Below are 19,651 nucleotides of genomic sequence, written 5' to 3'. Positions count from 1 at the left end.
TTGATCTATTTCTAACTTGATTGACAGATGTTGCAACACAAGAGATTAGCTCAGTCATACTAAGAGTGTGAATACTACATTTATGCCTACAGAAAACCTCACGCATATTTTATTTTCTAACTGGCAACACACACTCCAACCCTTTGGCGTTGACCAGATAGCGGCTGATAAAGCCTTTAATCCTTTGGTTGCAGCTTACTCTACCCCTGGTCGCTACTACCATACACTGAAACACATTGATCACGTCCTCAGCACAATTCAGATTTTACAAGGCTACACCAACAACCTAGCTGCTGTTCAACTAGCTGCCTGGTTCCACGATGTAATATATGACACTGAAGCTCAAGATAATGAAGAACGAAGTGCAGACTATGCTTTGGAATTGCTAAGTAATTTGGGTATTCCAGAAAGTACCATAGCTACTGTTACCCGTCTTATTCTGAACACTAAAGACCACCAAGCTGCGGTAGATGATTGTGATAGCCAAGTTTTACTTGATGCAGATTTAGCGATTTTGGCTACTAACCAAGTGCAGTATGGAGAATACACCCATGCCATTCGCCAGGAATATAGCTGGGTGTCAGAGGCAGCATATATCACAGGTCGTCAGCAGGTTTTAGAACGATTTTTAAAGCGATCGCGTATCTACTTTACGCCTTTAATGTTAGAGTTTGCCGAACCATCTGCTCGTGGCAATATCCAGGGAGAAATTCACTCTTTGTTGTCTCGTTAGCTTTATCACTGTTAGTAGCATGAAATTTTTTCTATATGAATTAGGGGAGAGCGATTTTCCTCCAATTCTGGGAACTCTAAAAATGGCGGTTACTGACAAACATTACTACAATTTTGATGAGAACTCTTCAACAATCACCCTCACTTAGGGCAGTATTCAAACAAAAAATCGACACCAAAAAATCTACCAAACACCAAGAAATTCATGAAAGATTAGGTGATGGCTTTTTAGGTGGGTTGGGTTCATTCATGTTTGAATTTAACCAAGCAACAAATAAATTCAAAGGCAATATGGGGGAATGGGGAGTATCACTACTTTTGCAATCTTTCCCCGATACATGGGTGATATTTAATAATGCTTTAATCCCCACCAACTCAGGCTCTCTAACGGAAATAGACCATTTAATTATCGGTGAAAGTGGTGTTTTTTTAGTAGAGGTTAAAACCTGGAAAGGTTCATTTAGCGCTTATAAAGATAAATGGAAACGGCGTGAAGGTAACAATTGGGTAGTAGTTGACAATAGTCCCACTTCTCAAAGTATTTATCATCAAAAAATGTTTAGTCAGTGGATTACTTCATTAATGCCTAACCTTCCTAATGGGTTTGTTACGGCTCCAGTAGTCTTCCCAATTGCTAAATGGATAGGAGCAAATGATTGCTCAGTTCCAGTTTTACAAGGTATTCCTGCACTGCTACAGATGATAAATAGTTCTCCTGATTGTTTAGCACCAATACAAGTACAGGCAATTACCCAAGCCGTTGAAAACTTGATACTTCCTACAAACACTAAACCGATTCCTAAGCCCAAACCTGTTAAGCGTCAGAATCCTATAATTTGAGTTTATGAAATGCACGAGGGTTAGGCAGAAGGCTTGGCCATTGATGTGTAGGCAATATACCAATAGTCGCTGCCTTCTCCCTCTGGTACCACTTATAAATTTGTTGGAAATCCCTTAGTTAACGTCTACCACCGCCACGATGAGGCACTTCAATTTCAGTATCTTGTAGCTTTCTTTTCGGTGCAAACACTTCGTGATGTTGTTGCTGCTGAATTTTTTCCTGTGCAAACTTTACACGGGTACGAACTCCGAGATCAACATCTGTATCGAGAATTTGCTGAAGTTGATTTGTAATCCGCGACGCTTGATCGGGTAAGGTGACTACTATGGCAATGGCTAGTGTTTCTAAACTCGTCACTACTGCATAGCGCACTACCCACTCTGGATCTTGAGAAATGAGTAATAGCGCCTCTAATACCTGAGTCTGAATAGATTCTAGTTTCTCAGGCGCTACTTGATGCCAGCGCAAAGTGCCTAATCCCCTGGCAGCTGCCCGCCGCACACTCAGGGAAAAATCGGTTTTTGCTGCCTCTAACAATGTATCCAGCGCTCGGACATCGCCAATTCCTGCTAAGGCACGAATAGCCCAGGCTCTAGCGCCGTAGTTGTAGTCATCAATTAGTTGCAATAGTGGCGGTACTGCAACTTCGCCGATCACAATCAGTCCATCTACCGCCGCCACCGCCGCCCCTGGATTGTTGTAGCCCAAAGCTGCAATGAGAGTAGGAACAGCTTCCTCTGTACCAGCTGCTGCTAACTCCTGAACTGCGTCTAATAAGCGATCCGAGGAATCTGCTTCTTCTACAGCACGGATCAATATTTGGGCAAGTTCACTGTTATTCATAATAATTTTTCATGGGTAATTAATTGTCAGCCAATTGTAGCTTAAGTCATCCGTAGTTGACATCATACATAAACCCCCTAGCCCTGATTTTGCAGTTGGGTTGGGGGTTTATGTGTGGTAAACATTTGGTTTAAACGTATTAATGACAACTCATTATCTAGAATATATGACTACAACAGCGAGTCCATCAAATGCATCACTTTAATCGCACCTTCTGACAAAATACTTGGTGTTATGTGATTGACTTGATGTTCTAGTAATCCTTTCAGAGAAATTAGCTTTAGGCTATTTTCAGCAAGAGTCTGTGCGATCGCATCTGCTGCGGGTAGATACCCAATCGCTCCCAAATCTGCCAACACTGCCCGACGCAATTGCAATTTCTCACCCGCTAAAGCTTGTACCAACCGTTCTCCATAAACTGGTTCTTGGGTTAATTGATACATAGCTCGTGCAGCAGCATATTGCACCAATTCGATTGGATGCTCTAAAAATGGCTTTACTAAAGGGATGAACTCAGTTGCCCTCAAAGTTCCCAAGGCTTCTAAAAGAGCGTCGTAGGGTTGAGATAAATCAGGCTGCTCTGATACAAGCTGCTCTCCCTGCAAACCTAGTGTTAATAGATTGATCAGGGCAGGAATGCAAACTGGATCGCCTAGCATTTCTAAGGATTGTACCGCTGCTTCGCGCACATAAAAATCTGAGCAGTCTAAACACGCAATTAAAGGTAACACTGCTTGGCGATCGCCTAGTTTCCCTAAGGCTCTAGCTGCGTTCCGTCGCAGAGGATATCCGCCTTCTGGTGTCCTGTCGGCTTCATCCTCTAACGCTTTGATCAGTGCTGTAATCGCAGCTGCTTCACCTATGCGAAACCGGCCCAACCACCAAGCAGCATAAAACCGCAGACCTAAATCTGCACTTTCAAGATTAGCGATCGCTTGCTCTACTGTTAAAGATTCACCGTCGGCATTGTCACCTATTGGTGATAAATCTTCAATTTTCTGCGGACTGGGATTCATGAGAAGAATGATCGCTCTGTTCGCTATCTGTTTTAGCCTCAGCATTCAATGGTTGAATGCTGACTATTCTGCCACCCAAGCGAGTAATTCGCTGCATTTCTTGATTCATTCGATTTTCAGGCACCGTGATAAACACGCTGCCACTAGAACGAATGGGATAGCCGATTTTTTCTGTTTCTTCGCTTTGGCGCAGACCAACTACTTCATAGCGGAAGGAGCGATTACTATTTCTACCACTAATTTGTCCAAGCATAAATCAACTCCAAATTTATAAATCGAAGTTGTCATTAGTCTTTTGTCTTTTGCCAATTACCAATGACTAATGACCAATGACTAATGACTAATGACCATTGACACTAAAGCGGCTTCACACTGGCGATTTTACCACCTTGTTTTACCACTCTCTGGAAGTAACTAGATAGTTCTTCATAAGGTATAACTACAGCTTGATTGACACGGCGGGTGCTAGGATAGCCAGCTCCAAAAACGCCTGCTACTTCAACGCGGTAGAGTCTGCCTTCTTTGCCAAAAGTTCCTGCACCACCAAATGTACTGTTGGGGGTAACGCCTTTTCCAGGAGCAACGTAGGAAAAACCTGAAGGGCCACCAGATGGAGGAACAACAACAGATGCACTATTACGACCTAGTTCGACAGCAAGGCGAGAGGAATTGCCTTTGAGTTGGGAGGTATCGCTACTAGCATAGCCGCGATAAAGTTGGAATATCCGGCTAAATCCAACAGTTTTTTGACCTGTTTGAGTTGCAAACCCGCGATAGAAAGGCACAATATTTTCACCAAAGCTACTTTGATACTCTGGCGAATCAATATAGGAATCAATGTCGGCTTCATATCCCTTGGTTTGATACAAGTCTAAGTGATAAACTACCTCAGACTCATCATAGGGAGCACGACCCAACAAATGTTTATAGTTCAGTTCAATGACGCGAGTTTGAAAACTGCTGTAGAAAAATTTGGTTTTGTACAGTTCTGATTTAGCTACTTGACGTACAAACTCTTGGACTGTAATTTTTCCATCGCGCAGAATAGATTCAGCACTTGTGAGGCGCTCAGATTTCATTAAGTAATCGTTGCCCAACAATTGACGATAGACGGCAGTAATTACTTTCTCTATGTCTTCTTTAGTTGCATTTGGACGCAATTCTACAGGAGCGTTATCACTAAAAGCTTCTGTTCCCAGACGGGAAGCTGCTGTTGTAATAGCCATTGGTAATTTTCCTTTTGTAATTTAGTAATTGGTAAAAGTGAGGAGTTAGGCGTTAACAGTTGAGAGTTGGGGTATAGTTAGGAATTCAAAACTCATAACTTCTAACTTCTAACTCCTCACTCCTCACCGAACTCCTAACTCCTCACTTAATTCCCGATGCCCTATTTATACGGCTGTAATGCTAATAACCTTACTGCCCTTACGATTAAGCTGCTGCAATTTACTAGAAAGTTGCTCGTAGGGGACGAGTAACTCCGCAGTACCGCGCCGCACCACAGCTGAGTTTGGAGAAGCTGCTTGTAGTACTCTAATCCGGTATGTTTCTCCTCGACCACCTGTTGAGAGACCTGTTAAGGCTCCTGTAGAGACTGGGTAGATAGGTGAAGCCAGATTCTTAGCTACTTCCCAAGTTAGCCGTCCTTGTTTTTGCCCTTGAGCGCGATCGCTATTGGCATAACCCCGATACAGTTGGAATAGTCGGCTATAGCCAACATTTTTCTGCCCTACTTGGCTTTGAAAGCCACGATAGTATGGGACAATATTTTCGCCAAAGCTTTCTTGATATTCTTGCGAGTCTATGTATGAGTTAATCTCAGCTTCGTAACCTTGTGAGTTGTAAAGCTCAACGTGGTACGAAATTTCTGACTCATCTCCGGGGGCACGACCCAATAAATGCTTATAATTCAACTCGATAAATCGAATTTGCGAGTTTGAATGGAAAAACTTCTCCCGATATAGTTCCGACTGAGCAATGGCTAGCACAAACCCCCGAACTGAAATCACACCTTGCTGCAACAGTGATTCTGCACTGACAAGACGCTCTCCTTCCAGCAGGTATGAATTACCCAAAACTTGACGGTAAGCTGCTCGGATGATCACTTGCACATCCGCTTCTGTTCTATCGGGACGTAGTTCTGCCAGTCCTGAGTTTTCAAAGGCTCCAATTCCTAGCCTTGTGGCTTGTCCCAAAGCTGCCATTTTTAAACCTCCTCAGTTTTAACTGCAAAACTGAAAACTTTTTAGAAAAATTTTTTCTAGTCTTTTAACAGTCTTTTGAAAATAAAACTGCCCAGAAAGGTAAACCAACTCCTAGCTATCTGCCAACAGAGCTTGTTTTCCTTTCCGGGCTAAATACACTCTATTAGCTTAGAGCGTTAATTGCGTAGTCGATGTAGGAATTAGCTTCTACAGCAGGGTCGCCACTTAGACCGTGGTTAGCCTTGATGTACTTGAGAGCTTCAACGTACCAGCTGGGAGATAGATCGAAAGTGCGGTTGATTTCAGCCAAGCCAGAAATCAAGAAGTCATCCAAGGGGCCCGTACCACCGACAACTAAGGAATAGGTAACGATCCGCAGGTAGTAGCCGATGTCACGCGCACACTTTGCTTTACCAGTGCTGGTAGAAGCGAAGTTAGGGCCTTGTTGTTGAGTTGTGTAGGGGAACTTGTTGTACACCGCTTGAGCAGCGCCTTCTGTCAAACGTTGAGCATTAGCAGACAAGCTTTTTGCTGCTTCTAAGCTAGCTGGAGCTTGACGGAAACGACCAAAAGCGGTTTGAATTTCTGTGCTGGAGAGAAAGCGACCTTGAGAATCTGCTGCTGCAACTGCTTCGGTAAGAGGTGTCTTCATGGGTTTAGTATCTCCCTATTTACAATTTTGTTGAAATTTGTTTTGTCTAACTGACAGTTGTCAGTCAATAGTCTCGAAGGGGTTTAGCCTACTGCTGCGGCTGCACGATCAAAGTAGCTAGCAACTTCAGATGATATAGCGCTGCAATCGCCTCTGGTGATACCATTGGGGTCGTTAACAAGAGCCAAAGCTGCTTCCTTCATCTTTTGCACGCCAACTGCTACAGAAGCACCAGGAGTTCCTAGAGCCAAGTAGGTTTCGCGTAGACCGTTTAGACAACGATCATCTAACACACTTGCATCACCAGCAAAGATTGCATAGGTTACATAGCGTAAGATGATTTCCATGTCACGCAAGCAAGCAGCATTCCGACGGTTGGTGTAAGCGTTACCACCAGGAGCAATCAACTGAGGCTGTTCTGCGAACAAAGCGCGAGCTGCATTGGCAACAATTGCTGAGGAGTTGCTGGTAATCCGGTTTACGGTATCTGCACGCTTGTTGCCATCTTTAACTAGGGCAGCTAAAGCATCCAACTGAGCAGCGCTGAGATATTCACCGCGGGCATCAGCTTGGGTGATTACTTTTGCAAATGCATCTAAAACCATTGCCTTAAATCTCCTAATTTGCTTGCTTAAGAATAATTGGACTCAAAACTGAATGGTTCAGCTTTTTTGATGTCAGCACTGCCTGACGAGTTACGAAAGGTTTAAAACAGACATCCACGGAATAAGTTTACGATCTCCAGGCTTTCAGATTAAAACTTTTGTTAAAAAACTTCAAACTTCTATGAACGACTGGAAAACCTGATTAAGATGTTGTTTTTCACTTCCAAGTTCTCTTTATACAATGCTGCCGCGTCATTATTTATTACAAATTATTGTTATGTTTGTTAATTTCGTTTACATAAGTTCACATTCTTCTCTCTTTGCTCTTTTGACTTTTCTCCAGCCCAAAAGATGGGAAAATTTATTTCTGGAAATCCCTTTAAAAGTGCGTAGGCGTAGCCCACCTCAGGCATCGCACCCTTAAGTTGTGTAGTATTTGCTACTTTTTAGCTCCTGCCAAGGGCACGCCCTATATGTGCGGTTGCATTGCATCCATTGCATCCATTGCAGCCGTGGGTTCATAGCGGTAGTGAAGAATATGCTCTATAGCCTCTGGCAAAATTTCAGAACGGTCTAACTGCTTTCAAATCATGCTATTGAGCCAAGACCCAACATCGCTCAATCATATTCAAGTCAGGTGAATAGGCAAGTCCCAAAATCTATTAGCCAATAATGACTTTCATAAGATCGCAATGAACCAGATAATAATATTTGGAGGGTGCGTAGGCGTAGCCCGCCGCAGGCATCGCACCCTCTAAATATGTTGCATTTACTACTTTTTAGTTCCTACCAAACACACTGCCAAGGGCACGCGCCATATTTTGCGGTTGCATTGCATCCATTGCGGCGGTGGGTTCGTAACCGCAGTGAACCATACAATCAGCACACTTGGGATTACCACTCTTCTGGCCGTATTGACTCCAGTCAGTTTGTGCCAGTAATTCCTTGAAGGTGGAGTAATAACCTTCGTTCAGCAGATAGCAAGGTTTTTGCCAACCGAGAACACTATAACTAGGGCTACCCCAAGGCGTGCATTCATAGTCCTTTTCACCAGTGAGAAAATCTAAGAACAGAGGATTGTGATTGAAGTTCCAGTTTTTTTCACCAGCTTTGTATGGAGCCAGAATTTCCCGAAAGAGGGCGCGTGTTTGTTCACGGTGGAGAAAATGATCTTGATCTGGTGCCCATTCGTAACTGTAGCCGGGAGAAATCATCATCCCGTCAGTATTTAGTGTTTCTAGAAAGTCGAAGAACTCTTGCATATCTTTGGGTTGGGTACCTTCAAAGATAGTGGTGTTAGTGGTGACACGAAAGCCTTTAGCTTTAGCAGCGCGAATGGCTTTGACAGCAATATCAAAAACACCTTTGCGATCGACACACTGATCATGCAACTCCCGCATCCCATCTAAATGCACACTAAAAGTCAGGTAAGGAGAAGGTTCAAACTTATCCAGGTTCTTTTCTAACAACAAACCATTGGTACACAAGTAAATATATTTCTTGCGCTCAATTAAGCCCCGGACAATCTCATCAATTTGGGGGTGTAGCAGAGGTTCTCCCCCAGGAATTGAGACAACCGGTGCGCCGCACTCTTCCACTGCGGTAAAGCACTGTTCTGGGGTGAGATTTTGCTTTAAAATTTCCTTTGGATGTTGGATTTTACCACAACCAGTACAAGCGAGATTACACCGAAAAAGAGGTTCCAACATTAATACTAAGGGGAAGCGTTTACGTCCTTTCAAACGCTGCGTAACAAGATACTTCCCAATATCCATAGCTTGTTGTAGATTAACTGCCATTGTGCGATCGCTCCTCTTTTAAATATAAAAACACCACTTTAGGGGCGCACATCTATGCACCCCTACATATTGCATCCACACGTGAATTGCTATATTTCTCATTGAACGTAACCCTGAGCAACAAACCAATCCACAGCATCTTTGAGTGCCGCTTTCAGCGGAGATTGGGGTAGACCCAACTCTCGTACAGCCTTGGCGGCATCATAATACATAGGTTGTTTCGCCATCCGCACGCCATCTAATGGTACTGAAGGCAATTTTCCCAAGGGTGCGAGAATCTTTTCATCAACCCAAGCAACACTAAGGGGCAACCAAGCGGGTACTGTTCGTTGAGGGGCGCTTAGACCGGTGATATCGGTGAGTTGTTCGAGTAGTTCTTTGAGACTTAGGTTTTGATGACCTAAGATATAGCGATCGCCTGATTTACCTCTTTGCAAAGCCAGTAAATGTCCCCATGCCACATCCCGCACATCGATAAAATTCAAACCAGTATCTAAGTAAAAGGGCATTTGCCGTCGCAAAAACCGCAGGATGATATCACCTGTTGGGGTAGGTTTGATATCCAACGAGCCAATTGGGCTGCTGGGGTTGACAATAACTACTTCCTGACCTGTAGCAACGGCTTGCATGGCTTCTTGTTCAGCGAGAAACTTGGACTTTTTGTAGTCACCCACCAACTTTTCTAAGGGACTCTGATGTGTTTCATCGACGACTTGACCAGATGATCCTACTCCAATTGCCGCTACTGAACTAGTATAAACGGTGCGCTCAATCCCTGCTTTGCGAGCTGCTGCCAACACATTGCGCGTACCCAAGACATTGTGATGGTGGAGTAACTCCCGGTCTGTTTGCCAGAGGGAATAATGGGCTGCTACATGAAATAGGTATTGACAACCTTCCATCTGTTGCCAGAGATTTGGATCATTCAAATCGCCTTTGACAATTTCCACCTCCAAACCGCGTAGATTCTCCAAATTGCTGCTTGAGCGTACCAGTGCTTTGACATCATATCTCTGTTGGAGTAACAACCGTACTAAGTGAGCACCAATAAAGCCCGTACCCCCCGTGACAAAGACTTGCATCAAATTCTCTCCCTGGTCTGAAATCGGGGAAACCAATCATCCAAAATGGCGTAGACTACCGGCACAACAATCAAGCTGAGGATAGTTGAAGTTATGAGTCCACCTGCGATCGCTACAGCCATAGGCGATCGCAATTCGGAACCAGCACCAAAGCCCAATGCGATCGGTAGCATTCCTAAGAGTGTAGAGGCAGTGGTCATCATAATTGGTCTGAGGCGCACTGGGCCAGCTTTGAGAATCGCCTCTGTGCGGTCTAAGCCAGATTTGCGGAGTTGGTTGATGTAATCTACCAGTAAGATGGCATTTTTATTTGCTAGTCCCAACAAAAACACAAAGCCAATCAGTGAGATCATGCCAAAATCACTCTTGGTGAAGAGTAAAGCCAACATGGCACCGACAATTGACAAGGGCAAAGAAACACCTATTACTACTGGGTCTATCCAGCTTTTGAACAGCAAAATCAGTACTACGACAATGCACAATGCTGATAAAAGTAAAGTAGTACCAAAACTACTAAATACTTCACCTTGGCGGGCAGAATCTCCTCCCAAGTCTAAAGTTACACCAGCAGGTAACACTGCTTTTGCTTCTGCTACTAATTGGTCGGTGGCACTACCCAAGGACAAATCCTTACCCAGATTGGCACTAATATAAGCAACTCTTTGATTGTTGAGCCGCTCAATTTGAAAAACTGTACCCTGCGGGTTTGTTTCACTTGTCACAGTGACATCAGCAAATCCCGGTAGTTTTTCGATGCGCTCTTTAATTGCCTTGGCAGCTTTGCTGAGGCTTTGGAGGTTATCGCCTCTTAGTGATGCCTGTAAAGGTTTTTGTCCACCAGTATCAACAAATTGAATATCTTCTACGCTGGTACTCACACCAGGAAGATTAGGCAAAGACGAGCGTAATTGGTCTTGTACTTCCGCGGTCTTGATGTTGCGGTCTTCCTTCAGTTTCACATAAAGCGTACCTTTGTTTGGCTCACCTTCACGAGAACCAACAGTAGTAAACACCGTTTCTACTACTGGAGATTTTCTCACCACATCTTCTAGTTTCTTGGCAACTTCTAGAGAATCATTCAAAGGATTGGGGATAGGGAATTGGGATGCAGCAGATAAGGAAGAAATTCCCCCTTGTCCCCCTTGCCCTGCTTGTCCTCCTTGTCCCTGCAAAAATTGCTCAGGGATTTTTGGCAAGGGTGCGGTGTAAGTAATATTGAACTCGCCGCGATCTAATTTAGGAATAAACCCTTTGGGAATGAGTAGACTCAGTGCCATACCTGCAACAAAGCTAAGTATGGCTAATGCGATAACTGTTTTGCGGTGGTTTAAAGACCAGTGGAGTAAATTTCTGTAATATTGGGTAAAATTCAGCCAGGTGTTTGCTTCCTGGCGGCGCGGAGTTGAAGTAGCAGGTTTTAGCCAGAAAGTGGCTAAGGCTGGTGATAATGTACGGGCGACCAGCGTCGAAGCAATCATGGCTGCTGAAACCGTAATTCCGAATGGCTTGAAGAACTGCCCGATTACTCCACCCATCAAACCAATGGGTAAAAAAACCGCTACTGCTGTAGCAGTGGTGGCGATGACTGTTAAGCCAATTTCATCTGTTGCTGAAAAGGCGGCTTGGCGAGGAGTTTCCCCTTCTTCGATGTGCCGCATGATGTTTTCGACATCGATGATCGCATCATCGATTACACTGCCAATCACTAAGGCCAAAGCCAGCAACGTAATCGTTTCTAGGTTGAAACCAAAAATTGCCATGACAATAAACGTCGCCAACAAAGATGTTGGAATCGCCAAGGCAGAGATGAAAGTTGCCCGCCAATTCCATAAAAAAGGAAAAATTACTACGATAGACAACAAGACTGCTTCCATCAGCGCATCGATTGTTGACTGGGTAGCTTGGCGGATATATTCTGCTTGGGTGGCAGCTAAAGTGAGGTTGACATCCTTGAGGGTAGAGCGTAGCCTTTGGACTTCTTTCTCAACTAGACTGACTACTTCTAAGGTGTTAGCGCTACCGCGTTTGATTACCTGAAATGCTAGTGCATCTTGCCCGTTAAACCTGACTAATGTTGCTCCTGATTGGGGAACAGATGCACTGGCATTAGCTGGATTTAGGGGAGGAGTTGCAGTAGCACCACCCAACAGTGAGACTTTGAGGACTCCTGGTAATTTAGCGATCGCACTTACAATCTCGTCTTGCGCCAACTTGTTCAAATCTGTGAGATTCCGCGTGGGACTCTCAATGGCATAGCTAATGGCGGCTGACTCATTTAAATTCAGAGGAATAATTTTAGAAGTCGCTCCTTGAGGCAAAGTCAACTGCTTAAGGGCAGCTTCAACTTCTTTGGTCGATGTTTCTAAATTCGTCCCAACGGCAAAAGAAAGGGCAACGGCTGTTTGACTTGGATAAGTGGATGAGCGCATATTCTCCAGCCCTTCTAGGGAGCGGAGGCGTTCTTCCAGGGGTTGGGTGAGTTTTGCCTCTGTATCCAGAGCAGTTTTCAGGGGGGCTGTAGCATTTACAACCACCACTGGAAATGTAATATCTGGGAACAAAGCATACTTGAGAGAACTGAAAGCCAGAATACCAGCTACCGTTACGGCAATCCAAAAACTCACCGTCAGCCACGAAAATTGAATCGCCAATTTGGAAATATTGAAGAGTTCTCGTGCGGATTTTGAGCGATGAAGCTTTACCATCTTGGAAAATTATCGTGTGGGTGACACAATTACTTAGACATGCTACAGCAATCACCTTCGGTTTGCGAGTTTTGAGCACCACAAAACGGCAATATTACTTATTGTTACTCAGATGTGGCAAAATTTTTAATACAGAATTGAACTTTAGAAATGAAACTTGGTTCTGTCGAGCATAAGGAATTATTCTGTCGGAGCTTTACAAACTGCGTAGGCGTAGCCCGTCGTAGACATCACTCTCCAAGGTACAGAAGAATTAAGCCACGCTCGCCTATTTATACCCAAACGCAAACTTGAAACTGTCGAGAGGGCTAGTGTCTAATTTTTTGCCCATCAACACAATTCTGGTGCCTCAGGGAGCAGAATATAAAGCTGTGTGTCGCGGATTAAGCGGCATTACTGGTTCCATCCCAACAGTAGTAGCTATACCTGTTGGGATGAAGCCTTTACTCAAATACCTCCAACAATCCCAAGGAAATGGACAATTTCTGGCTCCAAAATCCAGAGTGCTGATTATGGGTGTATGTGGCAGTTTGAGCGATCGCTATGCAGTTGGTGATATTGTGCTGTATCAAGATTGTGTTTATCAGGGGAAGCAGCAAGAATGCGATCGCACTTTCACAGATCAATTGCACTCCTCAATACCAGATAAAGTATCATTTGTCAAGTCACTGACAAGCGATCGCGTGATTTGGTCTGCTGCCGAAAAACACCGTTTAGGTGAGACTTTGGCGGCTGATGTTGTTGATATGGAAGGATTTACCGCCCTAGAGTTTTTCAATGCAGCCGGGGTGGACGTGGCAATGCTGCGAGTAGTTAGTGACGATTGTCAGCACGATATCCCCGATCTCACACCAGCAATTAACTCTGATGGTTCCCTAAACCCTTTTCCTTTAGCGATGGGAATGCTTCGACAACCCCTTGCTGCTACTCGGTTGATTCGAGGTTCATTAACAGCATTAAAGGTGTTAGAAGAAGTTACAAATACGCTCTTTTCTGGCTAGAGGCTGAATTGACATTCCCCTTGCTGAATAAATTAACAGCTAAAACAAAACGTTACCGGAGGCTAAAGGCTCTAAAATAGCTTTCAATTCCCATCCTCCAGGATTAATGTAGACTCAGCTGTACGCCCAAATTCTTCTGGTGCATATTGCAGGTGAACTTCAGCACCAGGCCAAGAAAATGTACCAGGGGTGACAGAACGGACTAAGTAATGGAGGCTATAAACTCCTGGTTCCAGGTGGTCGGCGTAGGCGATAATGCGATCGCGGTAGATATTCCTAAAGCCAAGTTCCCAGCTATCGGCTTTTGCTTGTAATGCAGCTGTGGTAGTTTGAAAACTTGCATCCACCGCCTCAAAACCTGATGGTAGCGGATCTTTAATCACCAGATGATCCACAGGATGATCGGCGATGATTTCTAAACCAATATCAAATACTTGTCCAGAAGCTAAAGTCAAGGGTTTATCAAAAGCGTAAAGTCCTGTTTTTTGTAGGAATTTCGCTTCATTTAATTTGCTAATTTCTCGTGTTACCCGTAAACCGTTAAACCTACCTGGTTGATTTCCCTGCAAGCGATAATTATAAGCAACCAGATAGTGTAAAGTGCCCTTACCTGATTTTTGCAACGTTAAATCATGACGGCCACGAGGTAATTTATTCATTGGCACATTTAGCTTTAAGCTAGGATTTTGATAGCCATTAAACCTATTTTCTCCTAACTTATTACCAGCTAATTGCACTGTGGCAACAAAATTAGGTGGTGTGGGTTGCAGTTGGCTATATTCTACCAAAGCTGTTAATACTTGGGCATTATTATAGTTAGTTTGCCATGTGCCATTCCGCCGCAGTGCGATAAGACTTTGGAATAACTTATTTATAACTTCGGGTTTACTTTGTTTGGCAATAAATAATCGTAAAGCTTGCGCTTGCGCGGTGGTCGATGAACTCATCCATCCCCAACTACGGGGTAAACTTACAACTGCTGTGCGGCCAGTTTCATATATATTCTGTTGCAGCTTGTTCACTAATTGTTGAGATTCGTCTTGCCATTCTGGGAATTGAGATAAGTATCGCGCCAATTTAATTTGAGTTACTATATCAAAATTATTGCGCTGTTCATAAATATCTGCGAGGAAAGTATTGCGTTTTTCACCCAGTTCTGTTAAAGCAATTAAAGCATTAAGTTGCAGTTGCCTTTTACATAGTATTTGCTTGCAAAACTCATATTCTCCAGGGTTCGCCAGAACTTTTTGCAGATAAGTTTTGAGGCGAGGCAGTATTGCAGAATCGACTAAATTAGGGAACGCCTGACTGGCTTTTACCAAAGATTCACCCGCATAGGAAGAAACCCAAGGATCGGATTTTTCTTGCCCAGGGAAAGCAGCAAAACCACCATCAGCTATTTGGAGTTTTTGTAATTTTTCAATGGCTTGTTTTGCCTGTTGGCTAGGATTAAATTCTGCAAATGTCTGACCATATTTTTGGGCGATAGTTTGCAGATTGGCAGCAATGATTAACTGACTTGCAGCAGGTTCTGTGAAAGGTAAATCATCATCTTCCAAAACCTGCTTTGCTGGTGCTTGAATCTCCGGTATTAAAGTACTCGCTAACTGAATATCTAAACCTCCCGCATCAGGGAAGGTATTTTTGTCAACATTCAGGGGAATTTTTACCTGTTTTTCAGTGACACCAGTTTCAACGACTTGTTCGGTAATTTCCAGTGACTTAATTTCCAAAGGCACTTCAAAAGCATCTGCGGCTGTACCATTTAGCTGAGTCGTAAAGCGAACTTTACCAACTCCCACATTATCTGCCACCATTGGAAAGCGATAAGCATGAGTAGCAGATTCAGCTTTGGTTTGCAAAGCAGTAGTTGTGGGGTTTTTCTCGGCAAACTTCACAGTACCGCTAAGTTCGCCACTAATTGAGAGATTTCCTGTATTCCCAGTATTGTTAGTTACGGATAAACCAGCGAGGATGCGATCGCCTGGACGGGCAAACTGTGGCAAGATGGCATTAGTTAGCAGTGGTTTTGTGGTGATAAAAGTCGCGTCCCCATTCCCAAAACGCAGATTTCCATCAGTGGCGACAGCCATCACCCGCCATGTAGTTAAGTTATCCGGGAGTTTAAAAGTTATCTGTGCATTACCGTTAGCATCAGTAAGAACAGAACCGTTGTAGTAAGCTAAGGCTTGAAAATCTGTGCGAGTGCGAGTATTTGCTGCGCCAGTTGAGAAACCACCGCCATAACCCCAACCTTTGGGTTTAGCTACATCTTGTGGTTGTAGAATTACATCTGGTCGATTATCGCTAAAGCGGGTAGATATTGGCTGTTCTGCATAAACTGTATCCACCAAATCTGGCGGACGATAGCCAGAAAGTTGTAACACAGCCTCATTTACCACCATGACTGTAAACTGTCCTTGGGTGGGATTTCCTTGATTGTCCTTTAGTTCTAGTTGTACTGTTTCTTCTGCACCAGGTTCTAATGATGCTTGCACTGGCTTAATTTGTAGTTTTAAATACTTCTCCTCCAAGTTAACTTTAAAAGGTGTAAAACCAATTTTGACCAAGTTATCTAAACTTCCTGGTTCCACTTGGCTTATGGGTTTACCTTGTCTGACTAATACAGCTTCAATTGCTGCATTTGGCAGCATTTCTGGCGTAACTTGAAACTGAATTTGTGGTGCGCCTCCCTGAACTTTAATAATCTGCTGATAAAGGGGTTTGTCTTTAATTACAGCAAAGTACAATTCTGCATCTGCATAGGGAGATTGAATTAGTGCAGTAGCAGTTTCACCCGGTTTGAAATCTTTTTTATCTAATTTAACTTCTAAGACATTTTGTTCTCTAGAACCCCAAAATACTGAATTTCCTCCAGTTGCCCAAATTTGTAAATCTGTGGCACTTAATTCGCTTTTAGCATCGCTAAAATTAACTCTAATCCGGTATGAACCAGATTCAGGCGCTGTTAAGTTTACCGATTGCAAATTGGTAGTAGATGTAATTTCTGCTTGTCCCACTGTTTTATATTCAACTTGATTTTTTGGAGTTCGGCTACCTTCCACCAACTGCGTAACGCTGCTGTATTTTATCTGTTGTAATTCCAGGCGCACCCGTTGACCTGTTATCGGTTTTCCTGTAGGGTCAGTAACAATTACTTCAATGGGAAAAGCCTTACCAGCATCAGCGATAAAATTACTTTTTAACCCGATAAGGCGATTACTTGGTAGGGCTGTAAAAGTTTTAGAATTCGCTACAGATAGATTAGAAACATCTGCAACTTGCACATCTACCCGGTAAGTCATCGGATATGGTAAATCATTGGCAACATTAACTGTTTGGCTACTTTTACCATTAGTATCCAACTGGGCATTAGTTTGCAATACATCACTAGATATAGTAGGAGTTTCCTCCGGCCATAACCATTGCCGACCAAAAGCAAATTCCTCCCAACCTTTAGGGATAAAATTAGATTGTTGGCGAGTGACAAAATATTTTGCTTCTCCACCTTCCACAGGCGCACCAAACAAATAATTGCTTGTGGCATTAATATCAACTTTCTCGTCAATGAGAGCAAATTCTTTATCTAAGTTGAGTTCGACTTTAAAGTTGGGTGGCTTAAACTCAGCTACCCGAAATTCTCCAGAAATTTCTTGCCCATTCTTCCCCTTAGCCTGTATTGTGTAATAGCCTAAGCGCTGAGTAGTTTTGATTGGCAGTTCCAGAGAAAACGTGCCAAATTCATTTGTAGTTTGCGTACCTAAGTTAGTCTTTTGTCCATCAGGATTTACCAGAGTTAATTGGTAAACAGCATTTTTATCTTGCTGGATTGTGCCATTTTGTAAGAAGTCAACAAAACCAGTAAACCAAGCTTTTTCGCCTAGTTGATACAACTGTCTATCTGAAAAAATGACCCCGCGTGATTCTGGCTTACCATTTTGCCAACCTGCATCAATGCCATATCCATAGACACCGCTATATTCTTCAGTTCTGGTAAATGCCCAGTCTTGATTTTCACGGGCAATTACTAATAATTGTGGTGATTTACTATAACTTTCATTTCCAGAATAACATTGCTGTAATTCTTCACTATTAATTTTAAAAGTACCATTTTCATCAGTTTTACCCGTTGCACAAGGTACAGGTTCCGGGCGAGATTTTGCCTGTAATTTTGATTGATAAATTTCAATAGCGCTATTTTTAACTGGCGAACCATCTGTAAGATGATTGACGCGAATTAACCCTGAATCAGGAAACCACTGAGTAAATACGCCCAAATTCGTCAATTCAACCAAGCCATAAGTCGTAGGTTCCCGCCATAGTTCCTTACCATTCTCCTGATATTTATTAGTGCGGGCTTGCACTCCGTAAGCTAACATTCCCGTAGCTGCACTTATTTTTTCCCGCAGGGGAACAGCAACGTCAACAGATTGATTTTTCTTACCTGATACGTTAAAACTTTGCCAATTAGAAGGTTTTGGTAATAAATCATTACCATAATTAAAATAAACTAAATCTGTTGGTTGGACTACTCGATAAGCTGCTTTGTATTTTGATTCTGGTAGGTTTACCGTACTAATATTTAGCTGTAAATCTTTACCTGTGGGGAAAATATTTAAATCTGATGGTACCCAGATATCCCCAGCTAAATCTCCAGTATCATATTTAAGCGTGATAGGTTTACCCAAAGTTTGCCCAAACTTATCTTTGAGATTAGCGCCGATAGTAATTGTATAAGTCTTGGCGGGTTCTAGCGCATAAGGATTGATACCAACAATTTTATCCTCATCATTAACTTGTAGAATTCTCGAAATGTCTTTTGGTGCCGGATTAATTTTAATATTTTCTTTAGCTGAATCTGCTAACAAGATGTTATTAAATTCTAGCTGCGGACTGCCTTTAAGAAATCTTCCAAAAGTTCCGCCTGCATCTGGCTGTCCGTAAAAGTTAATTTTCTGAAATGCTAAAGGCGAATAAGTTGCTAACTTACTGGCAAATTCTTTCTCTGTAGGGAGATTGCCATAAGCAGGGCGGATTCCGGGAGAAAATACTAAACGATAAGGGGTTGCTTTTTCGAGATTTTGCTGTGGGATGAGGTTATAAATCCAATTGCGTGCTGAAGGATCAATTTTTTCTAAAGGATCTTCATTTTCTTCTAATGGTTTTTCTTCTTTATTTAATTCAACTTTAAAACCTATACCCTTGTTTTTACCTTCAGGAATTAACTGTAAATGCTCTTGAACAGAAGCTAAATCTAATTCTACATTGGAAGTAAACTGTAGCTTTTCTTTTAAATCAATTGGTTCAATATCAGCCTTTTCAATGGGATTCACACCGGGTAAATTAGTCAGGTTGATAGATGCGGTATTGAAAGTCCAAGGTAAATCTTTGTCTAGGCGATGATTTTTTAAATCGGCTAAACCTGCTTTGAGAGTGACTTGAAATCTTGTCGCTATTGGCAAGGCTTTCTCTGCTTGAAATCCCACCATGCGCGGTGTCAAAAAGCGAAATTGACCGGGTAAAGGCGGCCAAAGTGCAAATTTTTGCAATATTTTCTGCTGTTCTGGACTGTCTAGGCTTTCAACTGGTATTAAAGCTTCTTTAAAGCGAATGCGGATTTGGTTAAGAGGTTTCGCATCCCCAATGGGACTAATTTGTTCAATCCAGTCTGGTAATTTTGGCGGTGTGAGTGGGGAAACTGCTGGTAGTTGTTCTTTACCTGAGTTGATACCAAAAAAATTACATCCTGCCATCCCTAGCATAAATGTAAAGATGAGAAAATACTGGATTATTCTCTTTCGGCTTGAAGAATGACTAATTTTGTTTAACGTAGATGCTTCTCTACGAGACGCTACGCGAACGGCTTGCCGCAGGCTCCCGCCAAATACACCAAGTAAGCCAAGGAAGAAATTGATAATTTTATGGTGGAAACGGATTAAAATTTTGATAATCATATTTTTATTAATTTAAAATAAAAAAATATCGCAAACAAAAGTCTGCATCCCTTATTGAGGGCGCAATATCACTAGTGATTTATATCCAATATTTGGATGTTTCGTATGTTTATTTACATAGATAGCTAATCCAGTGTTATTGTTCCAAAAATGACTACAATTCTTAACGATGAAGAAGTATTTAACTTCTGCAAATATTAATTTATATCTGCTAAGT

The 19,651-nt window shown here is 42.7% G+C and carries 14 protein-coding genes; 3 read left to right on the top strand and 11 right to left on the bottom strand.

Annotated features, from left to right (window positions below):
- Positions 1-82: 82 nt before the first annotated feature.
- Together F8R90_RS08580 and F8R90_RS08575 are read left to right on the top strand one after the other, a co-directional pair.
- Entirely contained in the window at positions 83-733 is a 651-nt protein-coding gene (locus tag F8R90_RS08580) for an HD domain-containing protein (RefSeq protein WP_196510402.1), read from the top strand.
- A gap of 116 nt (positions 734-849) precedes the next feature.
- Positions 850-1,572, top strand: coding sequence for a nuclease-related domain-containing protein (locus F8R90_RS08575; RefSeq protein WP_196510401.1), 723 nt, complete (start codon positions 850-852; stop codon positions 1,570-1,572).
- 118 nt (positions 1,573-1,690) lie between these two features.
- On the opposite strand, the gene F8R90_RS08570 is transcribed toward F8R90_RS08575, so the two are convergent.
- The 10 genes from F8R90_RS08570 to F8R90_RS08525 form a co-directional block, all read right to left on the bottom strand.
- A complete protein-coding gene (locus F8R90_RS08570) occupies positions 1,691-2,416 on the bottom strand; it encodes a HEAT repeat domain-containing protein (RefSeq protein ID WP_196510400.1) in 726 nt (241 codons plus the stop codon).
- A 170-nt stretch (positions 2,417-2,586) separates the two neighbouring features.
- Positions 2,587-3,432: a HEAT repeat domain-containing protein gene (locus F8R90_RS08565; RefSeq protein WP_196510399.1), complete on the bottom strand. Its 846-nt coding sequence runs from the start codon at positions 3,430-3,432 to the stop codon at positions 2,587-2,589.
- Positions 3,407-3,685, bottom strand: coding sequence for a phycobilisome linker polypeptide (locus F8R90_RS08560; RefSeq protein ID WP_196510398.1), 279 nt, complete (start codon positions 3,683-3,685; stop codon positions 3,407-3,409). The genes F8R90_RS08565 and F8R90_RS08560 overlap by 26 nt, the downstream gene beginning before the upstream one ends.
- Before the next feature lie 103 nt (positions 3,686-3,788).
- On the bottom strand, positions 3,789-4,658 hold the full coding sequence (locus F8R90_RS08555) for a phycobilisome linker polypeptide (RefSeq protein ID WP_196510397.1): 870 nt from the start codon (positions 4,656-4,658) through the stop codon (positions 3,789-3,791).
- 165 nt (positions 4,659-4,823) lie between these two features.
- Positions 4,824-5,636: a phycobilisome linker polypeptide gene (locus F8R90_RS08550; RefSeq protein ID WP_196510396.1), complete on the bottom strand. Its 813-nt coding sequence runs from the start codon at positions 5,634-5,636 to the stop codon at positions 4,824-4,826.
- A 163-nt stretch (positions 5,637-5,799) separates the two neighbouring features.
- Positions 5,800-6,288: a phycocyanin subunit alpha gene (gene cpcA, locus F8R90_RS08545; protein ID WP_190890269.1), complete on the bottom strand. Its 489-nt coding sequence runs from the start codon at positions 6,286-6,288 to the stop codon at positions 5,800-5,802.
- An 83-nt stretch (positions 6,289-6,371) separates the two neighbouring features.
- A complete protein-coding gene (locus F8R90_RS08540; RefSeq protein WP_190890270.1) occupies positions 6,372-6,893 on the bottom strand; it encodes a phycocyanin subunit beta in 522 nt (173 codons plus the stop codon).
- Between the two features lie 779 nt (positions 6,894-7,672).
- Positions 7,673-8,692, bottom strand: a complete 1,020-nt coding sequence (hpnH, locus tag F8R90_RS08535; protein ID WP_196510395.1) for an adenosyl-hopene transferase HpnH — start codon at positions 8,690-8,692, stop codon at positions 7,673-7,675.
- Between the two features lie 98 nt (positions 8,693-8,790).
- On the bottom strand, positions 8,791-9,774 hold the full coding sequence (gene hpnA / locus F8R90_RS08530) for a hopanoid-associated sugar epimerase (RefSeq protein WP_196510394.1): 984 nt from the start codon (positions 9,772-9,774) through the stop codon (positions 8,791-8,793).
- Positions 9,774-12,479, bottom strand: coding sequence for an efflux RND transporter permease subunit (locus F8R90_RS08525; RefSeq protein WP_196510393.1), 2,706 nt, complete (start codon positions 12,477-12,479; stop codon positions 9,774-9,776). The genes hpnA and F8R90_RS08525 overlap by 1 nt, the downstream gene beginning before the upstream one ends.
- A 311-nt stretch (positions 12,480-12,790) precedes the next feature.
- Between F8R90_RS08525 and F8R90_RS08520 the strand changes: the two genes are divergently transcribed.
- Positions 12,791-13,480 (top strand): 5'-methylthioadenosine/S-adenosylhomocysteine nucleosidase family protein, encoded by a 690-nt coding sequence (locus tag F8R90_RS08520; protein ID WP_196510392.1) that lies wholly within the window; start codon positions 12,791-12,793, stop codon positions 13,478-13,480.
- 83 nt (positions 13,481-13,563) lie between these two features.
- Here the strand turns inward: F8R90_RS08520 and F8R90_RS08515 are convergent, their stop codons facing one another.
- Complete coding sequence (locus F8R90_RS08515; protein WP_196510462.1) at positions 13,564-19,242, bottom strand: alpha-2-macroglobulin family protein; 5,679 nt, start codon at positions 19,240-19,242, stop codon at positions 13,564-13,566.
- Between the last annotated feature and the right edge of the window lie 409 nt (positions 19,243-19,651).

The organism is Nostoc sp. NZL, assembly GCF_015714705.1.
Taxonomy (GTDB): domain Bacteria; phylum Cyanobacteriota; class Cyanobacteriia; order Cyanobacteriales; family Nostocaceae; genus Nostoc; species Nostoc foliaceum_A.
Note: the sequence above shows the minus strand (reverse complement) of the source record. Positions and strands in the feature narration are given on the sequence as shown.

Coding starts and splice junctions, on each gene's coding strand:
- F8R90_RS08555 (WP_196510397.1), bottom strand. CDS start 4,658: ATGGCTATTACAACAGCAGCTTCCCGTCTGGGAACAGAAGCTTTTAGT.
- F8R90_RS08515 (WP_196510462.1), bottom strand. CDS start 19,242: ATGCTAGGGATGGCAGGATGTAATTTTTTTGGTATCAACTCAGGTAAA.
- F8R90_RS08575 (WP_196510401.1), top strand. CDS start 850: ATGAGAACTCTTCAACAATCACCCTCACTTAGGGCAGTATTCAAACAA.
- F8R90_RS08540 (WP_190890270.1), bottom strand. CDS start 6,893: ATGGTTTTAGATGCATTTGCAAAAGTAATCACCCAAGCTGATGCCCGC.
- hpnA (WP_196510394.1), bottom strand. CDS start 9,774: ATGCAAGTCTTTGTCACGGGGGGTACGGGCTTTATTGGTGCTCACTTA.
- F8R90_RS08570 (WP_196510400.1), bottom strand. CDS start 2,416: ATGAATAACAGTGAACTTGCCCAAATATTGATCCGTGCTGTAGAAGAA.
- F8R90_RS08525 (WP_196510393.1), bottom strand. CDS start 12,479: ATGGTAAAGCTTCATCGCTCAAAATCCGCACGAGAACTCTTCAATATT.
- F8R90_RS08565 (WP_196510399.1), bottom strand. CDS start 3,432: ATGAATCCCAGTCCGCAGAAAATTGAAGATTTATCACCAATAGGTGAC.
- F8R90_RS08580 (WP_196510402.1), top strand. CDS start 83: ATGCCTACAGAAAACCTCACGCATATTTTATTTTCTAACTGGCAACAC.
- F8R90_RS08560 (WP_196510398.1), bottom strand. CDS start 3,685: ATGCTTGGACAAATTAGTGGTAGAAATAGTAATCGCTCCTTCCGCTAT.
- hpnH (WP_196510395.1), bottom strand. CDS start 8,692: ATGGCAGTTAATCTACAACAAGCTATGGATATTGGGAAGTATCTTGTT.
- F8R90_RS08550 (WP_196510396.1), bottom strand. CDS start 5,636: ATGGCAGCTTTGGGACAAGCCACAAGGCTAGGAATTGGAGCCTTTGAA.
- cpcA (WP_190890269.1), bottom strand. CDS start 6,288: ATGAAGACACCTCTTACCGAAGCAGTTGCAGCAGCAGATTCTCAAGGT.